Annotated in this window: 21 protein-coding genes, 1 pseudogene and 1 riboswitch; of the genes and pseudogenes, 12 read left to right on the forward strand and 10 right to left on the reverse strand. The window is 66.5% G+C overall.

Annotation, left to right across the window (positions count from 1 at the left end; genetic code table 11):
* Positions 1–3: 3 nt before the first annotated feature.
* Entirely contained in the window at positions 4–1,107 is a 1,104-nt protein-coding gene (locus tag BACI349Y_RS00475; protein ID WP_159629492.1) for a glycoside hydrolase family 16 protein, read from the reverse strand.
* Between the two features lie 3 nt (positions 1,108–1,110).
* A riboswitch (cyclic di-AMP (ydaO/yuaA leader) is annotated at positions 1,111–1,262 on the reverse strand.
* A 386-nt stretch (positions 1,263–1,648) separates the two neighbouring features.
* On the opposite strand from BACI349Y_RS00475, the gene rpsF reads away from it, so the two are divergent.
* The 6 genes and pseudogenes from rpsF (at position 1,649) to BACI349Y_RS00505 (ending at position 5,098) form a co-directional block, all read left to right on the forward strand.
* Positions 1,649–1,954, forward strand: coding sequence for a 30S ribosomal protein S6 (gene rpsF, locus BACI349Y_RS00480; RefSeq protein ID WP_015939036.1), 306 nt, complete (start codon positions 1,649–1,651; stop codon positions 1,952–1,954).
* A 72-nt stretch (positions 1,955–2,026) separates the two neighbouring features.
* Positions 2,027–2,602 carry a single-stranded DNA-binding protein gene (locus BACI349Y_RS00485; RefSeq protein WP_141158852.1) on the forward strand — a complete coding sequence of 192 codons (576 nt, stop codon included), beginning with the start codon at positions 2,027–2,029 and terminating at the stop codon, positions 2,600–2,602.
* Positions 2,603–2,727: 125 nt separating this feature from the next.
* Positions 2,728–2,967, forward strand: coding sequence for a 30S ribosomal protein S18 (rpsR, locus tag BACI349Y_RS00490; RefSeq protein WP_003800144.1), 240 nt, complete (start codon positions 2,728–2,730; stop codon positions 2,965–2,967).
* A gap of 17 nt (positions 2,968–2,984) precedes the next feature.
* Positions 2,985–3,437, forward strand: coding sequence for a 50S ribosomal protein L9 (gene rplI, locus BACI349Y_RS00495; RefSeq protein WP_018769834.1), 453 nt, complete (start codon positions 2,985–2,987; stop codon positions 3,435–3,437).
* Between the two features lie 81 nt (positions 3,438–3,518).
* Positions 3,519–4,366: pseudogene (locus tag BACI349Y_RS00500) on the forward strand (PhzF family phenazine biosynthesis protein).
* A gap of 105 nt (positions 4,367–4,471) precedes the next feature.
* Positions 4,472–5,098 (forward strand): FMN reductase, encoded by a 627-nt coding sequence (locus tag BACI349Y_RS00505; RefSeq protein WP_159634976.1) that lies wholly within the window; start codon positions 4,472–4,474, stop codon positions 5,096–5,098.
* On the opposite strand, the gene BACI349Y_RS00510 is transcribed toward BACI349Y_RS00505, so the two are convergent.
* A complete protein-coding gene (locus BACI349Y_RS00510) occupies positions 5,095–5,661 on the reverse strand; it encodes a hypothetical protein (RefSeq protein WP_159634979.1) in 567 nt (188 codons plus the stop codon). The genes BACI349Y_RS00505 and BACI349Y_RS00510 overlap by 4 nt on opposite strands.
* Positions 5,662–5,663: 2 nt before the next feature.
* A complete protein-coding gene (locus BACI349Y_RS00515; protein WP_159629494.1) occupies positions 5,664–5,981 on the reverse strand; it encodes a hypothetical protein in 318 nt (105 codons plus the stop codon).
* 643 nt (positions 5,982–6,624) lie between these two features.
* Here BACI349Y_RS00515 and dnaB point away from each other — a divergent pair.
* Positions 6,625–8,010, forward strand: a complete 1,386-nt coding sequence (gene dnaB, locus BACI349Y_RS00520; protein WP_159629496.1) for a replicative DNA helicase — start codon at positions 6,625–6,627, stop codon at positions 8,008–8,010.
* Here the strand turns inward: dnaB and BACI349Y_RS00525 are convergent.
* Positions 8,007–9,023, reverse strand: coding sequence for an acyl-CoA thioesterase (locus BACI349Y_RS00525; protein WP_159629498.1), 1,017 nt, complete (start codon positions 9,021–9,023; stop codon positions 8,007–8,009). The genes dnaB and BACI349Y_RS00525 overlap by 4 nt on opposite strands.
* Positions 9,024–9,155: 132 nt before the next feature.
* A complete protein-coding gene (locus BACI349Y_RS00530) occupies positions 9,156–9,593 on the reverse strand; it encodes a DoxX family protein (protein ID WP_159629500.1) in 438 nt (145 codons plus the stop codon).
* 109 nt (positions 9,594–9,702) lie between these two features.
* Here BACI349Y_RS00530 and BACI349Y_RS00535 point away from each other — a divergent pair, with 109 nt between their 5' ends.
* The 3 genes from BACI349Y_RS00535 to BACI349Y_RS00545 all read left to right on the forward strand — a co-directional run bounded on the left by BACI349Y_RS00535 (position 9,703) and on the right by BACI349Y_RS00545 (position 12,190).
* Positions 9,703–11,055 (forward strand): MATE family efflux transporter, encoded by a 1,353-nt coding sequence (locus BACI349Y_RS00535; RefSeq protein ID WP_159629502.1) that lies wholly within the window; start codon positions 9,703–9,705, stop codon positions 11,053–11,055.
* Between the two features lie 67 nt (positions 11,056–11,122).
* Positions 11,123–11,713 (forward strand): hypothetical protein, encoded by a 591-nt coding sequence (locus BACI349Y_RS00540; RefSeq protein ID WP_159629504.1) that lies wholly within the window; start codon positions 11,123–11,125, stop codon positions 11,711–11,713.
* 99 nt (positions 11,714–11,812) lie between these two features.
* Positions 11,813–12,190 carry a hypothetical protein gene (locus BACI349Y_RS00545; RefSeq protein WP_159629506.1) on the forward strand — a complete coding sequence of 126 codons (378 nt, stop codon included), beginning with the start codon at positions 11,813–11,815 and terminating at the stop codon, positions 12,188–12,190.
* A 42-nt stretch (positions 12,191–12,232) separates the two neighbouring features.
* On the opposite strand, the gene BACI349Y_RS00550 is transcribed toward BACI349Y_RS00545, so the two are convergent.
* Positions 12,233–12,778: a CGNR zinc finger domain-containing protein gene (locus tag BACI349Y_RS00550; RefSeq protein WP_159629508.1), complete on the reverse strand. Its 546-nt coding sequence runs from the start codon at positions 12,776–12,778 to the stop codon at positions 12,233–12,235.
* A gap of 71 nt (positions 12,779–12,849) precedes the next feature.
* Between BACI349Y_RS00550 and BACI349Y_RS00555 the strand changes: the two genes are divergently transcribed.
* On the forward strand, positions 12,850–13,884 hold the full coding sequence (locus BACI349Y_RS00555) for an EamA family transporter (RefSeq protein ID WP_159629510.1): 1,035 nt from the start codon (positions 12,850–12,852) through the stop codon (positions 13,882–13,884).
* A 104-nt stretch (positions 13,885–13,988) separates the two neighbouring features.
* Here the strand turns inward: BACI349Y_RS00555 and BACI349Y_RS00560 are convergent, their stop codons facing one another.
* A complete protein-coding gene (locus tag BACI349Y_RS00560; RefSeq protein WP_110545130.1) occupies positions 13,989–14,252 on the reverse strand; it encodes a WXG100 family type VII secretion target in 264 nt (87 codons plus the stop codon).
* A 212-nt stretch (positions 14,253–14,464) separates the two neighbouring features.
* Here BACI349Y_RS00560 and BACI349Y_RS00565 point away from each other — a divergent pair, with 212 nt between their 5' ends.
* On the forward strand, positions 14,465–14,737 hold the full coding sequence (locus tag BACI349Y_RS00565; RefSeq protein WP_159629512.1) for a DUF2277 domain-containing protein: 273 nt from the start codon (positions 14,465–14,467) through the stop codon (positions 14,735–14,737).
* A gap of 23 nt (positions 14,738–14,760) precedes the next feature.
* On the opposite strand, the gene BACI349Y_RS00570 is transcribed toward BACI349Y_RS00565, so the two are convergent.
* The 3 genes from BACI349Y_RS00570 to BACI349Y_RS00580 are packed head-to-tail and all read right to left on the reverse strand — an operon-like array spanning position 14,761 to position 17,723.
* A complete protein-coding gene (locus BACI349Y_RS00570) occupies positions 14,761–17,043 on the reverse strand; it encodes a heavy metal translocating P-type ATPase (RefSeq protein ID WP_159629514.1) in 2,283 nt (760 codons plus the stop codon).
* Positions 17,044–17,071: 28 nt separating this feature from the next.
* Positions 17,072–17,311, reverse strand: a complete 240-nt coding sequence (locus tag BACI349Y_RS00575; protein ID WP_159629516.1) for a heavy-metal-associated domain-containing protein — start codon at positions 17,309–17,311, stop codon at positions 17,072–17,074.
* 52 nt (positions 17,312–17,363) lie between these two features.
* On the reverse strand, positions 17,364–17,723 hold the full coding sequence (locus BACI349Y_RS00580) for a metal-sensitive transcriptional regulator (protein WP_159629518.1): 360 nt from the start codon (positions 17,721–17,723) through the stop codon (positions 17,364–17,366).
* Positions 17,724–18,011: the final 288 nt, after the last annotated feature.

An 18,011-nucleotide genomic window follows, 5' to 3' on the forward strand; every position in this document is an offset into this window, starting at 1 on the left:
CTGCTACTGCCAGGCGCGCACGTAGTCCACCATCATCTGGGACGGCGCGCCGTAGGCCGGGTTCGTGGAGGAGGCGCCGACATTCAGCACGATGTACTGCGGGGCATTTCCGTCGTCGGTGGGGTAGGACTTGACCTTGACGCCGTCGAAGTACACGTCCGAGGAGTTTGCCATCCGGTGCAGACCAAAGGTGTGGTACTCGTTGGCCCAGTTGCTGCCCACGCCGCCCTGGTTGTGGGAGCCGGAACCGGAGTGGTAGTTCACGGTCATCTTGGCCTGCAGGACCTCGGCGATGTCATTCTCGCCGGTGGCCGGCCACGACTGTCCGGTGGTCCAGAAGGCAGGCCAGTTGTAGAGGCCGTTGGCGTTGCCCGGGAACTTGATCCTGGCCTCGACGTAGCCGGTGGTGAACTGGAAGCCGGTCCCCGCCCCGCCCTTCGGGTTGGTGGATACCAGTCCGCCGGAGGTGGATGAGCTGAGCCCCAGGGCCAGGTTCCCGTTGGCCACGGAGACGTTCGCCGGGCTGGTGGAGACCTTGTTCATGGTTCCGCAACCGGGGGAGAACCAGCAGCCGGACCACTTCGCGGTGTCCAGTCCGGCCCCGTTGAACTCGTCGGCGAAGGTCATGGTCCAGTTCCCCGGGACCCCGGCGGGCGCAGGCGTCCCGGTGCTGGCCAGCTGTGCCGCCGCCGGCGCCACAGCGATGGGTGCTTCGGAGGGAGGGGCAGGGGCAGCGGGTGCCGGTACTGCTGCGGGGGCAGGTGCCGGTGCCTCTGCCGGCGAAGGAGCGGCGGCAGGATCGGCCTCGACTGCCGGGACTGGTGTTGGAGCGGGGACCGGAATGTCCGGAGTTTGGGTGGGTGCGGCGCTGCCGGCATCCTCTGCACTCGCCACCCGCGCCACGTCAGCGGTTCCGTCACCGTGGGTCAGGCCCAGGCCAAGGGAACCTGCTCCGAGGAGTGCTGCGGCAAGACCGGCGGCAAGGGGCCAGCGGCGGCGCGCCCGGGCCGGAGCACCGGACTTGAAGGCCGGGGATGTCCGGGCGTGATCTGTCTCATTTTGATAACGGTGCGCTCGTTTGGCGCTGCCTTTGCGGGGTGCGGGCATGGGGATGCTACCTCTCGTCGCCTGCGGAGTTAGCTGTCGGGTTCGAATGAGGGCATTCGGCCGCGTGCTGCGGCTTCACCCCAAGGGCAGGCGCGTGGCCGTGCCCGGGACGCTTGGGTCCCCCGCCTCTGCCTGGAATCTGGTGATAATCACAGACGCGGCAGAGTTGGGCGGCATCCGGGACTGGAGCCGGCTGGGGGCGGCCCCGGACGACCGTACACGAAAAGGGTCTGCGAATCACAATTAGGTAACGGACCTCACTGCGTTGGCGTGGCGCTCCCCTGTCGGCAAAGTGCATTGGTATGGGCGCCAGTGACGGCAGGGTTTTCCACATGGCTGAACCTGCGGCTGCTGCCCACCTCCACCGGGGCTAGCCTTGGGTCAAGCGCGAATCGCCTATCGGGTCCAAATGCACTAAGATATTGAAGTCTGTGCTGCGTCCTGCCTCCGTTCCGGCGGCAAGGCATTGCACGGAATCGCAAATGAACCTCCTGTTACGGAAATGCCGTAACCGCTTAGCCCAAAGGAGGTGGGTTCACATATGCGTCCTTACGAATTGATGGTAATCATCGACCCCGAGGTCGAAGAGCGTACCGTTGAGCCGTCGCTTCAGAAGTTCCTGAACGTCATCACCAACGATGGTGGAACCATCGAAAAGGTTGACATCTGGGGCCGTCGCCGTCTGGCTTACGACATCAAGAAGAAGTCCGAAGGTATCTACGCCGTGGTGAACTTCACCGCCAAGCCGGAGACCGCCAAGGAACTTGACCGCCAGCTGTCTCTTAACGAGACCATCATGCGCACCAAGATCACCCGCCCCGAAGAGCAGAAGGTTGTTGCTGAGTAATTCAGCACCGTCTTCATTCTTTACCCCGCAGGAAACGCACTCTTCACCCAGGATCGAACAAGGAGGCAGTAGATGGCAGGCGAGACCACCATTACGGTCATCGGTAACCTCACCAATGACCCGGAATTGCGGTTCACACCGTCAGGTTCGGCAGTAGCGAACTTCACCATCGCTTCCACCCCCCGCACCTTTGATCGCCAGTCCAACGAGTGGAAGGACGGGGAAACCCTGTTCCTCCGCGCTGCCGTATGGCGTGAAGCAGCCGAGAACGTCGCCGAATCCCTGACCAAGGGCATGCGCGTCATCGTGACCGGCCGCCTGAAGAGCCGTTCCTACGAAACAAAAGAAGGCGAAAAGCGCACCGTTATCGAGCTTGAGGTCGACGAAATCGGCCCCAGCCTGCGCTACGCCAATGCCAAGGTCAACCGCACCCAGCGCTCCGGCGGACAGGGTGGCGGCGGCTTCGGCGGCGGCAACAGCGGCGGTGGCTTCGGAGGAGGCAACTCTGGTGGAAACCAGGGCGGCAACTCCGGTGGAGGTTGGGGCGGCGGCAACCAGCAGGCTGCACAGGACGATCCCTGGGCTACGCCCGGTGTCTCCAACGCAGGCGGCTGGGGCAACGGCCCCGATTCCGAACCTCCCTTCTAAAACCCAAATAACGGCCCGGCGCCGGGACTGCCCGGGTGCGCCACGCACCCAAGGCACTGCCGCCGTCGGACCACCACCATCCCGTGGATCAATATCCACGGGCTCCCTAGAATAGGAGCTCCACGATGGCTAAGGCTGAACTCCGTAAGCCCAAACCAAAGTCCAACCCCTTGAAGGCCGCTGACATCACTGTCATCGACTACAAGGACGTAGCATTGCTGCGCAAGTTCATCTCCGACCGCGGAAAGATCCGCGCCCGTCGCGTCACTGGCGTCACGGTGCAGGAACAGCGCAAGATCGCCCAGGCAATCAAGAACGCCCGCGAAGTTGCTCTGCTGCCTTACTCCGGCGCTGGCCGCGGCTAAGGAAGGGATTAACTAACATGGCAAAGCTCATTCTGACCCACGAAGTCACCGGTCTCGGTGCTGCCGGCGATGTTGTCGAGGTCAAGGACGGTTACGCACGTAACTACCTGCTGCCCCGCAACTTCGCCCTGACCTGGTCGAAGGGTGGCGAGAAGCAGGTTGAGTCCATCAAGGCTGCCCGCGCCGCCCGCGAGCACGCTTCCCTGGAAGATGCTCAGAAGCAGGCCGCTGCACTGTCCGCCAAGCCGGTCAAGCTCGTCGTCAAGGCCGGCGAGTCCGGCCGCCTGTTCGGCACCGTCAAGCAGGGCGACGTCGCCGACGCTGTTGAGGCCGCTGGCCTTGGCAAGATCGACAAGCGCAAGGTTGAACTGCCCGCACACATCAAGTCGGTCGGTTCCTACCAGGCCAACGTCCGCCTCCACGCTGACGTTGCCGCTGTGATCGAACTGGACGTGGTGGCAGGAAAGTAATTTCCCCACTCCACGTCACGACCCCCGTCGCCGGACTCCGGCGGCGGGGGTCTTTCGTTTGTGCGGTGGTAGCCTGCTCCGGTGAACCCGAACCCCCGCCCCCGCCCCTTCCACCAAGTGGATGTTTTCGCCGGCCTGGCCTACCGTGGCAATCCGCTCGCCGTCGTGCTTGATGCCCAAGGCCTGGACGCGGCGACCATGCAGCACTTCGCCAACTGGACCAACCTCTCGGAAACCACCTTCCTGTTGCCTCCCCGGGATCCCCGCGCCGATTACCGGGTCAGGATTTTCACCGGGAGCGAGGAGTTCCCGTTTGCGGGCCACCCGACTCTGGGCTCTGCCCATACCTGGCTGGAAAGCGGAGGGGTGCCGAAGTCCGACGGCTGCGTGGTGCAGGAATGCGCGGCGGGGCTTGTCCGGATCAAGCGCGACGGCGGGAGGCTGGCTTTGCCGCGCCGCCCCTGACGCGATCCGGCCCCGTGGAGGAGCCCGTCCGCCGGCAGCTGGCAGCGGCGCTGCGCGTGGCCCCCGGCGACATCGTCGACGCGTGCTGGCTGGTGAACGGGCCGGAATGGATCGGTGTCCTGCTGGAGTCCGCCGGGCAGGTGCTGGCCCTGGAACCGAACCACGCAGCCATGGGCGACCTGAAGATCGGCGTCATAGGGCCGCACGCTCCCGGCGCCGGCGCCGACTTTGAGGTGCGCACGTTCCTGCCCGGTGACGCGATGGCGGAGGACCCCGTCACCGGCAGCTTCAATGCCGGTGCAGCCCAATGGCTGATGGGAACCGGCAGGGCGCCGGAGCAGTACGTGGCCTCGCAGGGGACCGTGCTGGGCCGGGCCGGGCGCATCCATGTGAGCGCTGAGGGCGGGGACATCTGGGTGGGCGGCGAATCGACCACGTGCATCCAGGGAACCGTCCTGCTCTGATCAGGGTCCCGCAGAACCTCCGGGAATACTCCGCCACCTGCGGCAGTTCAACGGTATAGATGCAAACGCATGTATGATGATTTGAACGAGCACCAGGAGAATGCCATGGAAACCCGCCGCATCACCGTCCTCTCCGCAGGACTTGGCGTCCCCTCATCGAGCCGGCTGCTGGCCGACCAGCTTTCAGCGGCCGCCGCGAGGCAGCTTGAGGCGGGCGGCTACCAGGTGGCCGTGGACGTCGTCGAGCTCCGCGACCTTGCGGTGGACATCGCCAACAACTTCGTCACCGGCTACGCCGCCCCGAGGCTGGCGGACGTCATCGCGGGTGTGGAGGCATCGGACGGAATCATCGCCGTGACCCCGGTCTTCAGCGCCTCCTACAGTGGCCTCTTCAAGTCCTTCATCGACGTCCTGGATCCCAAGTCGCTGGATGGCAAGGCCGTCCTGCTGGGCGCCACCGGTGGAACGGACCGGCACCAGATGGTCCTGGACTACGCTCTTCGGCCCCTGTTCAGCTACCTTCGGACGCGCATTGCGGCCACCGGCGTCTTCGCTGGGCCCCAGGACTGGGGAACCGCCGAGGAAGGCGGGGCATCCCTCGCGGACCGGATCGAACGTGCTGCCGGGGAGTTCACCCGCCTGCTGGAGGGGCTTCAGCCGGGCCGGAAGTCCGCCCCGCTGGAATCCCTTCCGTTCGAGCAGCTGCTGGCCGGTATTTCCGGATCCCGCTAGTCGTCCAGCAGCGCGATGAATTCCCGTGCCTGCTTGAGCGAGATATCGGAGTGCCGCGTCAGCGCCGTGGCCGCCGCCTCGGTGTCGCCGCTCCGGGCCAGCGTGCGGATCCTTCCGTAGATCTCGTCATTGAGCATGTTGCTGCTCACTTCCCGGGTCACGTCGCCTTTGCTGGCGATCGCCCGGTAACGGTACGGGAACCGCTGCGGCTCGTCGTCGTCCTCTTCGATGACCTGTGCGGGCTCCTTGCCCACGTAGGGCTGGGGGTGGGCCGCCAACGCGCCCACCGCATCGCGTGACGCCCGCAGCCCTTCACCGGTGACCTCGTAGTAGAGCTTGATGGCGGCCATGGCCTGGCCCTGTGCGATCAGGGCGTAGATCCGCCGGTGCTGTTCCTCCGTCAGGCGCCCGGCAGCTGTCCGGGCCAGTTCCTGGGGTGTGGCGGCGGGCTGGGACGGGGCGGCGCCGCGCGCTGCTTTGCGCCTGCGGGCGGCGCTGTATGCCACCAGGACCCCCGCAATCACCGCGAGCAGGATGAGGACCGGGGCCACAAGGGATTCCATTTTCATGAGCCGTTCTTTGTACTTCCTGGCCGTTGCCAGGTGTGGTTGCTTTGCTGGCCACCCGCCCGGATATATTCCTGCTGCTGGTTGTGCTGCTGGGCGTTCTGGCTGGGGTGGGTAGCCGCCGCCAGGCGGGCCCTGGCAGCGGTGGCAGCCTGGACCTGGGCTGCGTAATGGCGTGCCGAGCGCTCGGCAAGCTCGCGCTGGTATTTGTCGGCTTCCGACGTTCCCGCATCACGCGGCCGCAGTGCGGTGGCAATGCCCCAGATGAGCGCCACTAAAGCTATCGCCGGCAACAGCACCAGCAGGAGATCGCCCATACGTAGAGCTTAATCCAGATTGGGTTTATCCACAGCAATATTCACGTGTGCGCATACAGGGCCGGGCGCGCGGCAGTCAAACTTCCGGCACGGAATATGAGGAGCACCACGGGCCTGCGGAGAGGGACGCTCCAGGGACCCTGCAGCCCTCCTGCCGCTGCACATCCCCTTCAGCGCCTGTGGATGAAATTCCTTGGAGGAAATATTTACTCCACAAGCAAGCCCTCATGTTTCCGCAGGTCAGACGCTGAAAGCGGGCCAAAAAAGTTTTGTATCCACAGAGTTCCCCACAGGCTGTGCACAAGCTATGCCGCATACTGCACAGGTTATCCACAGGGCCTGCGGCATGCTGGCTTTGCGGGTGGCGCCGTGGCGGCTAGCGTAGCGGGGTACCTGTTCTCCACAGTCGAAACAGGGTCCCCTGGTTCGGTTTTCGGGGCCCTTCGCGCCGCCTCCCACGTCTCTCTGTGGAAAAGCTGTGGATATTGGGGATAACTCCGGCCCGGAGCTGGTTTCCGGACCCCGGAGCTTGATTGTCAGGGCCTGCGGGTAGACCTGGATGGGTGGCGGATCCGGTTGTCGGAGGCCGTGAACAGGATGGACCACCGGGCCGCACGCCCGGTACAAATGGAGGACGGCAGCTTTGTCAATCGCGCATCTGGACCCTGTTGAGGCAACCCGTGGATCGGACGCGAGCCGGAAGCCGCCGCAGGACATCGCCGCCGAACAGTCGGTTCTTGGCGGCATGATGCTGTCCAAGGACGCCATCGCGGATGTTGTTGAAATCCTCCGCGGCCAGGACTTCTACCGCCCGGCGCACGAGACCATCTACGAGGCCATCATCGACCTCTATGGCCGCGGGGAGCCCGCGGACGCGGTTACGGTATCCGATGAACTGACCAAGCGTGCCGAGATCAACAGGATCGGCGGCCCTGCCTACCTGCACGAGCTCATCCAGACCGTGCCTACTGCAGCCAACGCCGGCTACTACGCCGAGATCGTGGCTGAACGTGCGGTGCTTCGCCGGCTGGTGAACGCCGGCACCAAGATCGTCCAGCTGGGCTACGGCTCCGACGGCGAGGTGGAGGACCTGGTCAACCAGGCCCAGGCGGAGGTTTACGCCGTGGCTGAACGCCGCACCGCCGAGGACTACGTGGTGCTGAAGGACGTCATGGAGTCCACGGTGGACGAGATTGAGGCGTCCGGCCACCGCGGGGAGGGCATGACCGGTGTCCCTACCGGGTTCTACGAACTCGACGAGCTGACCCACGGACTCCACCCCGGACAGATGATCGTCATCGCCGCACGCCCCGCCGTTGGTAAGTCAACGTTCGCCCTGGACTTCGCCCGGTCTGCGGCCATCAAGAACAACCTCTCCACGGTCATGTTCTCCCTGGAAATGGGCCGGAACGAGATCGCCATGCGCCTTTTGTCCGCCGAAGCCACCATTGGGCTCCAGGACCTCCGCAAGGGAACCATCAAGGACGAGCAGTGGTCCAAGATTGCCACCACCATGGGCCGAATGAACGATGCCCCGCTGTTCATCGATGACAGCCCCAACATGTCCCTGATGGAAATCCGGGCCAAGTGCCGCCGCCTCAAGCAGCAGCATGATCTCAAGCTGGTTATCCTCGACTACCTGCAGCTCATGAGCTCGGGTAAGAAGGTGGAGTCCCGCCAGCAGGAAGTTTCCGAGTTCTCGCGTGCGCTGAAGCTCCTCGCCAAGGAACTCCAGGTTCCCGTGATCGCCCTGTCCCAGCTGAACCGTGGATCGGAACAGCGCCAGGACAAGCGCCCCATGGTGTCGGACCTCCGTGAGTCCGGTTCCATCGAGCAGGATGCCGACATGGTCATCCTGCTCCACCGCGAAGACGTGTATGACAAGGAATCACCCCGCGCCGGGGAGGCGGACATCCTGGTGGCCAAGCACCGTAACGGCCCCACCAAGGACATTGTGGTGGCGTTCCAGGGCCACTACTCCCGCTTTGCCAACATGGCGGGCGACGCCGGCGGTGGCGGCGGCTTTTAGGAGCCTTCGCTCCCGGAGCGGGACGCGGCGCTGCCGGCAGGTCCCGCTGCGGCGAGAAGATGGTTCGGCAGGCGGTTCCCCGGGGCCGTACCCCGGATCTCGAGGAGTTCGCGGGCGTGGGCGTGGAGCCGCTTGTCTTCCTCGCTGACCGGCACCCATGCCGGGACGGGCACTGAGTTGCCTTCGTCGTCGCGCGCCACCATCACGGTGAGGCAATAGGTGGTGAGGTTCAACTCCCGGCCCTTCGGATCGCCGGAACGGACGTGGACCGCGATGTGCATGCCCTTGGTCCCCGTGTAGACCAGCCTCGCCTCGACCTCCACAACATGGCCAATCAGCAGGGGCCGGTAGAAGCGCACGCCGCCGGAGAAGACCGCCACCGTGTCCCGGCCGCAGTACCGGGACGCGCAGACGTACGCGGCTTCGTCGATCCACTTCATAACGATGCCGCCGTGCACCTTGCCGCCCCAGTTCACATCGGTAGGGGCGGCCATGAAGCGCAGCGTTACGCGTTCGGCCGTACCGGCGTCCGTATATTCCTGCCGGTTCATGGCTTCCACAATCTGCTCGCGGACCTTGATCCGGGCCAGTGCGTGGTCGCGTTGCTCGATCTCGGCAGGGGTGGCGGGTTCGAACTGCTGCACCGGGATGGGCTTGCCGTCCGCCCCGACCGCCACGAAGATCACCATGCACTGGCTGCGCATTGTGGCCGGGCCGCCTTTCGGATCCCCGGAAGAGACCACCGTGTGGATGTGCATGGAGGACCGGCCCGTATAGACGATGGTCGCTTCCACCTCCACCATGTCCCCGCTGTTGACGGGATCGGCAAAGTGGATGTTTCCCACATAGGCAGTCACGCAGTAGGACTTGGCCCACCCCACCGCGGCGGCGTAGGCGGCCTTGTCCACCCACTCGAGCACCGTGCCGGCATCCACCGAGCCGCTGTGCCCGACGTCGGTGGGAGCGGCGAGGAAGCGGAGGGTTACGGAGTTGCGACGGCCGGACTCAGTCATGCTGCGATCCTACTGGCGGCCCCGGTTACCGGCCGGTTGGCGCTGCAACAAAGCCAAGGCGCAGCTTAAAAGTCCGACGGCGGCAGGGCACCGTGGGTGCCTTGCCGCCGTCGTTCGGTCATGCAGGAGCCGCTAGGCGAGGACCGCCAGGCGGGACTCCGGGCGGCGGCCGAAGAGGGCGCGGTCCAGGGAGAGCCGTCCGGCTCCGGTGAGGGCCAGGGCGAAGGATGCCGCAGCCAGCAGCAGCACGAGTTCGTAGCCTCCGTTTGCCGCGAACACGCCGGCAGGCGCATGCACCAGGAACAGGGCGCCCAGCATGTCCAGGACGAGGAGGGCGGCCACCACGCGGGTGAGGATCCCCAGGATCAGGGCAATACCGCCGGCAAGTTCCAGGACCGCAATGGAGGGCGCCATGACGTCGGCGGCCGGAACGCCCATCTTGGCGAAGGAAGCCTGGGTGCCGGCGATGGTCCATTCGTTGAACTTCTGCCAGCCGTGGGCTGCGAAGAGAAAACCAAGGATGATGCGGAGGGCGGCAAGGGCAGTAGTGGTCAGTGCTTGCTTGTTCATGCCTTCCACTGTTCCCGATATATAGTTGAAGTGTCAACTAAGTTGCCCTGGTTGTGGGATTTGTCATGCCGGAGGCGGTCCGCCCGGCAGACGCGGTTAAGCTGGCAGCGTGCCCCAACAACCTGCCCTTGCCGCCGCGGCCGGCACCCGCGCCCCCGCCCGCGAAATTCTCCGCCTCGCCGTCCCTGCCTTCGGGGCGCTGGTGGCTGAACCCCTTTTCCTGCTGGCGGACTCTGCCATCGTGGGGCATCTCGGCGTCGCCCAGCTCGCGGGGGTGGGGCTGGCATCAGCCGTGCTGCAGACCGCCGTCGGACTAATGGTCTTCCTGGCCTACTCCACGACACCCGCCGTGGCCCGCGCCATCGGCGAAGGGCAGCTGGGCAAGGCGCTGGCCGCGGGGCGCGACGGCGTGTGGCTGGCAGCCCTCCTCGGCGTACTGCTGGCGGTGGCCGGGTTCGCCGCGGCCGAACCGCTCATCGACCTGCTGGGCGCGGAGGGCAGTGCCCGCACGTTTGCCGTCGACTATTTCCGCTGGTCCATGCCGGGCCTGGTGGCGATGCTGCTGATCTTCGCCGGCACCGGCGTGCTGCGGGGGCTGCAGGACACCCGGACTCCGCTGGTGGTGGCAACGGCCGGATTCGGCGTGAACATTGTGTTGAACCTGTGGCTGGTCTATGGCCTGGGCTTGTCCGTGGCAGGCTCGGCGATCGGTACCAGCGTGGCCCAGTGGGCCATGGCCGCGGTCTATGTGGTGATGGTGCGCCGGAACGCCGTCCGCCACGGCGTAAGCCTGCTCCCCAGCTGGCGGGGGATCCGCAGCATGACCCGCGTCGGATCCTGGCTCATGCTGCGCACGCTCAGCCTGCGGGCAGCCATCCTGGCCACGGTGCTGGTGGTGACGGCCCAGGGTGAGGTCAACCTCGCCGCCCACCAGCTGGCCATGACCATTTTTTCCTTCCTGGCGTTCGCCCTGGATGCCCTGGCCATCGCCGCGCAGGCGCTCATCGGGAAGGAGCTGGGTGCTTCGAATGCCGGCAGGGCCAGGCTTCTGACCGGCACCATGATCAGATGGGGCGCGGGGTTCGGCGTGGTGACCGGCCTGCTGCTGGCCGTGGTTGCCCCCTGGGCAGGAGCCCTGTTCACCCCGGATCCCCAGGTGCAGTCGGCGCTCACGGTCGCCCTCTGGGTCCTGGCTGCCGGGCAGCCCATCGCCGGCTACGTCTTCGTCCTGGACGGGGTGCTGATCGGCGCGGGCGACGCCCGGTACCTCGCCCTCGCCGGGCTGGTGAACATCGCCATCTACGTGCCGCTGCTGGCCTGGGTGGCATTCTCCGGTGCCACCGGCGCCGCAGGGCTGGGCTGGCTGTGGGCCGCTTTTGGCGTGGGATACATGGCCGCGCGGGCACTCACGCTGGGCGTGCGCGCCCGGTCCGACCGTTGGATGGTCCTGGGTTCCGCCTGAATTGAGTGCAGGCAAAGTGGGTGCAGTGCCGGTTCGACCTTCCGGCAGCCCCCACTAAACTGGACCGGTGACGCAACCATCCACCCCTGCGGGCGCTGCCCCGGGAACTGCCCCCCGTAACGACCTTTGGAAGCCGGTCCTGCTGCGCTCGGCTGCTGCCCTGGCATTCGGTGCCGTGACGGTGTTTTGGACTTCGCCTTCCGTGGAGGTCATGGGCTGGGCCGGCGGCCTGTATCTCCTGGCCACCGGCGTGGTTTCCCTCCGTGCCATCCCTGCCGCGGGGATTGCCCCGAAGTCGCTCCCCGGCAAGCTGCTTTCCGCCGCCGGCGCCGTCCTGGCCGGCGCAGGCTTTGCGGTGCTCCTGCTGCACAGCGACCTGCTGTTCGGGGTGATTGCCGCCCTGGGCCTGGGGGTGGCCGGTGTCCTCGAGCTGGCCTGCGGCCTGCAGCACAGGGGCCGCCACGTCCTGGCGCGCGACTGGATAGCGTCCGGGATCATCGGGATTGGAACAGCGGTGCTGCTGCCGTTCTTCATCAACCTCGGCGCCCACGCCCTGCTGGGCGTGGCCGGTGGAGGGGCGATTATTTCCGGGGTCCTCTGGGTGCTGTCCGGCCTGACCCTGCGGCACGATGCCCGGGGCGGCGCAGGAAAGCCGTAAACTAGGAGGAGCGCCCTTCTACTTTCTGTAGAAAATCGGGTGCGAAACCGCAATTCGTACACCAGGCCGGCCGTGCGCCGCCTGCAGGGAGGAACCACCGTGGCTGACCAGCATCAAGGAAAACCGCGCAAGCTGCGGACCTCGGTGAAGGGGCCGCTGATGTTTTCGGCCTTCTGGGCCGTCGTTGCCTTCGTTGCAGTGTTGATCTTCGCCTCCGGGGGAAGCGCCCGGGCGCCCCGCTTTGACCTCGCCTTCACGGCGGCCGGCATCGCCTTCATCGTGACCCTGGTGATCGCGGCCATGCTCTCGATGAGCTACAAGGAGAACGCCGAACACCTGGGCAAGGGTTCGGGGGTTAACCTGAGTTCGGCGCCCAAGGCATCTTCCCACGGAGGGCCCGGCCACGGCTTCGGTGCTCCGGGCAGCCAGAACCCGCCGGCATCCGGCGACGGCGCCGACGGCACACCCCAGCGCTAGGGCCACACCGGCGAGCAACGGAACGCTGGCCGCGCCGGCCTGCTAGTTCGCGGCCGCCTGCCTGGCCCGGTAGGCCGCAACGTGGGCCCGGTTGGCGCAGTTTCCCGTGTCGCAATACCGCTTTGACCGGTTGCGGCTCAGATCCAGCACGGCGGCATCGCAGTCGTCGGATTCGCAGGTGCGCAGCCGCTCCATTTCCTTGCCGCGGATCACGTCTGCCAGCGCCATGGCTGCCTCGGTACTCATCCGGTCCGCCAGGGGAGCCTCCGGTGCCGTTGCATGCAGATGCCAGTCCCAGCCGTCGTGCTTCATCAGCTGAGGCAGTGCGTTCGCGTCCCGCAGGAGCCGGTTGACGGTGTCAACGGCGGCATCCTCATCTGCTGTCCACACCGCCGCCAGTTCACGGCGCAGCTGCCGCACACTCTCCAGTTCCGCGGCATCCCGGGCCCGCCCTCCGGAAAACCCCTCAGCGGCCAGGAAGGCATCCAGGTCCGCCACCGAGGACAGTCCTTCCCTGCCATTCGCGGCGGTATTGATGAGGTTTACCACCGTCCGCAGCGCCACCTCAGTGTCAGGGGCGAAAACCATGTTGACTCCTTACAGCACCCGGGCGTAGTGTCATGGGCATTACCCCATTTTACTCCTGACAGGAGGCGACGTTGCCTGCCGCCAACAACCACACCACCACGGGGCTTCCCACCGGGCGGCCCGGCTTCCTGGCCTCCGGAATTGGGACCGCGCTCTTCTCTTCCGCAGTCTTTGGCCTGTCCGGATCGTTCGCCAAGTCACTGCTGGAAACCGGCTGGTCGCCGGGGGCGGCCGTCACCGCCCGCCTGACGGGTGCCGCCCTGATCCTCGCCCTGCCCGCCGCCTGGGCGCTTAGGGGCCGCTGGCACCAGCTGCGCGACAACTGGCTCACCATCATGCTGTTCGGGCTCATCGGGGTCGCGGCCTGCCAGCTGTTCTACTTCAACGCAGTGGCACGGTTGTCCGTGGGAGTGGCACTCCTGCTGGAGTACCTTGCCCCGGTGATCATCGTCCTGTGGCTGTGGGCGGCCAGCCGCCGGCGCCCCCGGCTGCTGACCTCCGGCGGAACACTGCTGTCCCTGGCCGGGCTGGTGCTGGTCCTTGACCTCACGGGAGCGGTGAAAGTGGACCTGGTGGGCGTCCTCTGGGGCATGGCGGCGGCAGTCTGCCTGGCCATCTACTTCTTCATCACGGCCAGGGAAAACGACACCCTGCCGCCCATCGTGCTCGCATCCGGCGGTCTCCTGACGGGCGCGGCGGTCATGTGGCTCGCTGCCGCCACCGGCCTGCTGCCCATGGCGTTCAGTACCGCGGACACCACGCTTGGTCCCTGGACCACTCCCTGGTGGGTATCCCTGGCCGGGCTGGTGGTGCTCGCCACCGTACTGGCCTACACCTCGGGCATCATGGCCGCCCGGGCCCTCGGCTCCAAGGTGGCCTCCTTCGTGTCGCTCACCGAGGTCCTGTTCGCCGTGCTGTGGGCGTGGCTGCTGCTCGGGGAACTTCCCGGCGCCATCCAGCTCCTGGGCGGCGTACTCATCGTCGGCGGCGTCATCCTGGTCCGGGTGGATGAGCTGCAGGCCCCCGGTTCCGCCGCCGCCGGAGAGCGCGCCGGGGTTCCGGCATCACCGCTGGAACACGCGAACGACGTCGAACCCGTCCCCTAGGCGGACCTGCACAGCCAGGCGCCGCCGTCGGACGCCACAAAAGATGCAACAAAAAAGGGCAGGGACACCGGTTGGTGTCCCTGCCCCCGCCAGCGGCGGTAAGCCTAGTGGGAGGCCTGGCTCTGCTCTTCAGCGTTGCGCTTGGCCTGCGAGCCGGCTTCCTTCAGTGCCTCGGCAACCTTGGTGAGCATCGCGGTGTGGGTACCGGACCACTCGTTGCGGAACTTGGTTGCGTCCGGGCCTTCCCAGTTGGTGCTGCTCAGAACCTTGGTGAGAGTGGACTTCTGCGTCTCGATCTCGGACGCCCCTGCCTGAAGCTTGCTGCCGAGCTGGCGAAGCTGCTCAACGTCTGCACCCCAAATAGCCATCAGTTTCTCCTTGTTAGAACGTGGATCCGAACCTGGTCGGCATCCCCCTCGGCCTCCCGGCTCATCCGGAAGATCCATTGCCTAAAACCTACCCCGGCCCGTAAAACGGTGTCGATGGGCAGCCCTGCCCATGCAGGCCTCCCCATGGACGCCGCGGCGGGACGAAGAAAAAGGGGTCGATCCCAGGCGTTCGAAGAGCCTAGCATGGCGGTATGTGCCGGAATATCCGAACCCTCCACAACTTTGAGCCGCATGCCACGTCCGAGGAAGTGCACGCGGCCGCCCTGCAGTATGTCCGCAAAATCAGCGGCAGCACCAAGCCGTCAAAGGCCAACCAGGAGGCCTTTGACGACGCCGTGCATGAGATCGCGCACATCACGCAGCATCTGCTGGATGCGCTGGTGACGCAGGCCCCGCCCAAGGACAGGGAGGCGGAGGCAGCCAAGGCCAGGGCGCGTGCCGCGGTGCGGTACGGCGCGGCCTGAGCCCTCGCCCGCCGGGACTGCGGCTACTTGCCGAAGCTCCGCAGCCGCAGCGAGTTGGTCACCACCAGGACCGAGCTGGCGGCCATGGCGGCGCCGGCGATCATCGGATTGAGCAGCCCCAGGGCGGCCACCGGGATACCCACCGCGTTGTAGAAGAACGCCCAGAACAGGTTGGTCTTGATGGTGCCCAGGGTCTTCCGGGACAGCTCAATGGCCTGCGCCACCTGGGCGAGGTCGTTGCCCATCACGGTCAGGTCCGCGGCTTCGATGGCCACATCCGTGCCCGATCCCATCGCAATTCCCAGGTCGGCCTGCGCCAGCGCCGCAGCGTCATTGACGCCGTCCCCGGCCATGGCCACCGTGGCACCGCCGGCCTGGAGCTTCCGTACTGCCTCGACCTTTCCTTCCGGCAGGACGCCGGCGTAGACATCGTCCGGAGCGATGCCGACGGCGGCAGCCACCCGGGCGGCCACGGCGGCGTTGTCACCGGTCAGCAGGATGGGCCGCAGGCCCAGTGCCTTCAGCCGGTCGACGGCGGCCGCGGACCCCGCCTTGACGGTGTCCCTGAGGCTGATGATTCCGGCGGCTTTCCCGTCCACGGCGACGCAGATGGCCGTTGCGCCGCCCTCTTCTGCCGATGCGAGCGTGGCCTGCTGGGCGGCGTCCAGAATGATCCCGTTCTGCTCCAGCCAGCCGCGCCGCCCGGCCATCACGGCCCTGCCCTCAACGGTTCCCGACACTCCGCCGCCCGGCGCGGAACTGAAACCCTGCACGGATGGCAACGCGCCGGCGTCGTCCGTGGCGCCCGTGGACGGGACCGCGGCAGCTGCGGCAGCGATGGCACGGGCCACCGGGTGCTCGGAGGCTGCCTCGACGGCTCCGGCAAGCCGGAGGACGTCCCGGTCCTGGAAACCGGTGAAGGCTGCCGTGGCGTCCACGGCCAGGACGCCGGTGGTGACCGTGCCTGTCTTGTCCAGCAGGATGGTGTCCACGGTGCGCGTGTCCTCCAGGACCTGCGGGCCCTTGATCAGGATGCCCAGCTGCGCGCCGCGGCCGGTGCCCGTCAGCAGGCCTACCGGCGTGGCCAAGCCGAGTGCGCAGGGGCAGGCAATGACAAGCACGGCGACGGCGGCCGTAAAGGCCTGCCGAAGGTTGTCGCCGTCAGCGGCGGGGCCTGCGAGGAGGAGCCAGAGCACGAACGTCACGACCGCCAGTGCCAGGACCACCGGCACGAAGACGGCACTGATCCGGTCGGCGAGCCGCGCGATGGGCGCCTTCCCGGTCTGGGCCTGCGACACCAGCCGCGCCATCTGGGCAAGGGTGGTTTCGGAACCAACCCGGGTAGCCCGGACCAGCAGGCGGCCGGACGTGTTGATGGTGGCGCCGGTGACACGGCTGTCCGGCCCCACCTCCACGGGGACTGATTCACCCGTCACCAGCGAGGCGTCAACGGCCGAGGCGCCGTCCACCACCACGCCGTCCGTGGCGATCTTCTCTCCCGGGCGGACCACCAGGACGTCGCCCACCTGCAGCAGGTCGGCGGGGATCCTCTCTTCCTTGCCGTTGCGCAGGACCGTGGCATCCTTGGCGCCCAGGTTCAGCAGTGCCTGGAGGGCGTCACCGGCCTTCTGCTTGGCATTGGCCTCCAGGTACCGGCCCAGGAGCAGGAAGGTGGTGACAACGGCCGCCACCTCGAAGTACAGGCCGCCGGACATGCCCTCCATGCCAGGGTGCTCAGTCATGCGGGGATCCGCCAGCAGCTGCCAGGCCGAGAACAGGTACGCTGAGGCGACCCCGAGGGACACCAGGGTGTCCATGGTGGAGGCGAAGTGGCGCGCGTTGATGGCGGCCGCGCGGTGGAAGGGCCACGCGGCCCACGTGACCACCGGCAGCGCCAGCACCGCCGCCACCCAGCCCCAGTTGGCGAACTGGAACGCCGGGACCATGCTGACCAGGAACACCGGGACGGTCAGGACTGCGGCCAGGATGAGGCGCGGGCGGAGCAGGGATGCAGGGATTGCAGCGGGCTCAGCCGCGGTGCCGGCTTCCGGGCCTGCGGGGCGCTGCTGGCGTACCCGGGCCTTGTAGCCGGCCGCGTTGACCGTATCCACCAACTGCTCGTCGGTGACACCGTCCGGGACCGTGACGTAGGCCGACTCGAGTGGCAGGTTGACCGTTGCAGCCACGCCGTCGAGCTTGCCGAGCTTCTTTTCCACGCGGTTGACGCAGGACGCGCAGGTCATCCCTTCGATGTCGAGTTCGACGACGCGGGTGCCCGGCGGGTGGAGCAGTTCCTGGTGGCTCATTGTCAGCTTTCCGGTGGTGGAAGGGTTTCTAGGCTTCGTTGGCAACCACCAGGTAGCCGGCTTCGGCTACGGCTTCGCCGATTTCGGCGGGGGAGAGTTCCTTGCCTGAAGTGATGGTCACGGTGGAGATGCCGCCGGCGTTCAGGTCCACGGCTACTGCATCAACGCCGTCGATGGCTTCGAGTTCTTCGCTGACTGCCGACACGCAGTGTCCGCAGGTCATGCCCGAGACGCTGATGGTTGTGGTGGTGGGTGAGGTGGTGCTCATGGCTTGCTCCTTCATATGGTGCCGGCGGTGGCCGGGTTGGTGTGGGGGTGTGTCAGCGAAGCAGCCGGCCGATGGCGTCGGCAGCTTCCTTTACCTTGGCATCGATGGCTTCTGCGCGTGCGTCGGGGTCCGGCTCGGAGGCCGCCCCCACCACGCAGTGGCCGATGTGTTCCTCGACCAGCCCCAGGCTGACGGCGTGCAGGGCCTTGGTGACGGCGGCAACCTGGGTCAGGATGTCGATGCAGTACTTGTCCTCATCCACCATCCGGGCAATGCCCCGCACCTGGCCCTCAATGCGCTTCAGGCGCCGCAGGTACGCGTCCTTGTTACCCGTGTACCCGTGCTGCGGGGCAGCGCCATCCTCCACGGCCGGCTGTTCGGCGGCCGCAACGGCTTCTTCGGTAGCGTTCATGGAGCCAACATATACCCCTTGGGGGTATCAATGCAAGTACCCCCTGGGGGTATCTGCAGAAGTGTCGGGGCACGCGCAAGGCTTAGTCCGTCAGGGCACAAAAAAGCTCCGGAGTGCGTTATTGGGGGATACGCACTCCGGAGCAGCTCTTGGGCAATTCCGGCTTCCACCTGGGTGGATCGGCCTTGCTTGAATCAGCTTACTGGCTGGTACGGGACTGCGCCAGCACCGCGAATAACTACTTTCGCTTTACTTTAATCACGCCCGGAACGGAGGCATTTTGCCCTG

Source organism: Arthrobacter sp. 8AJ, assembly GCF_902506025.1.
Taxonomy (GTDB): domain Bacteria; phylum Actinomycetota; class Actinomycetes; order Actinomycetales; family Micrococcaceae; genus Arthrobacter.

Coding starts and splice junctions, on each gene's coding strand:
- BACI349Y_RS00525 (WP_159629498.1), bottom strand. CDS start 9,023: ATGACTGAGTCCGGCCGTCGCAACTCCGTAACCCTCCGCTTCCTCGCC.
- BACI349Y_RS00550 (WP_159629508.1), bottom strand. CDS start 12,778: ATGGTTTTCGCCCCTGACACTGAGGTGGCGCTGCGGACGGTGGTAAAC.
- BACI349Y_RS00575 (WP_159629516.1), bottom strand. CDS start 17,311: ATGAGCACCACCTCACCCACCACCACAACCATCAGCGTCTCGGGCATG.
- BACI349Y_RS00560 (WP_110545130.1), bottom strand. CDS start 14,252: ATGGCTATTTGGGGTGCAGACGTTGAGCAGCTTCGCCAGCTCGGCAGC.
- BACI349Y_RS00530 (WP_159629500.1), bottom strand. CDS start 9,593: ATGAACAAGCAAGCACTGACCACTACTGCCCTTGCCGCCCTCCGCATC.
- BACI349Y_RS00510 (WP_159634979.1), bottom strand. CDS start 5,661: ATGGAATCCCTTGTGGCCCCGGTCCTCATCCTGCTCGCGGTGATTGCG.
- BACI349Y_RS00515 (WP_159629494.1), bottom strand. CDS start 5,981: ATGGGCGATCTCCTGCTGGTGCTGTTGCCGGCGATAGCTTTAGTGGCG.
- BACI349Y_RS00505 (WP_159634976.1), top strand. CDS start 4,472: ATGGAAACCCGCCGCATCACCGTCCTCTCCGCAGGACTTGGCGTCCCC.
- rplI (WP_018769834.1), top strand. CDS start 2,985: ATGGCAAAGCTCATTCTGACCCACGAAGTCACCGGTCTCGGTGCTGCC.
- rpsR (WP_003800144.1), top strand. CDS start 2,728: ATGGCTAAGGCTGAACTCCGTAAGCCCAAACCAAAGTCCAACCCCTTG.
- BACI349Y_RS00570 (WP_159629514.1), bottom strand. CDS start 17,043: ATGAGCCACCAGGAACTGCTCCACCCGCCGGGCACCCGCGTCGTCGAA.
- BACI349Y_RS00565 (WP_159629512.1), top strand. CDS start 14,465: ATGTGCCGGAATATCCGAACCCTCCACAACTTTGAGCCGCATGCCACG.
- BACI349Y_RS00475 (WP_159629492.1), bottom strand. CDS start 1,107: ATGCCCGCACCCCGCAAAGGCAGCGCCAAACGAGCGCACCGTTATCAA.
- BACI349Y_RS00580 (WP_159629518.1), bottom strand. CDS start 17,723: ATGAACGCTACCGAAGAAGCCGTTGCGGCCGCCGAACAGCCGGCCGTG.
- rpsF (WP_015939036.1), top strand. CDS start 1,649: ATGCGTCCTTACGAATTGATGGTAATCATCGACCCCGAGGTCGAAGAG.
- BACI349Y_RS00485 (WP_141158852.1), top strand. CDS start 2,027: ATGGCAGGCGAGACCACCATTACGGTCATCGGTAACCTCACCAATGAC.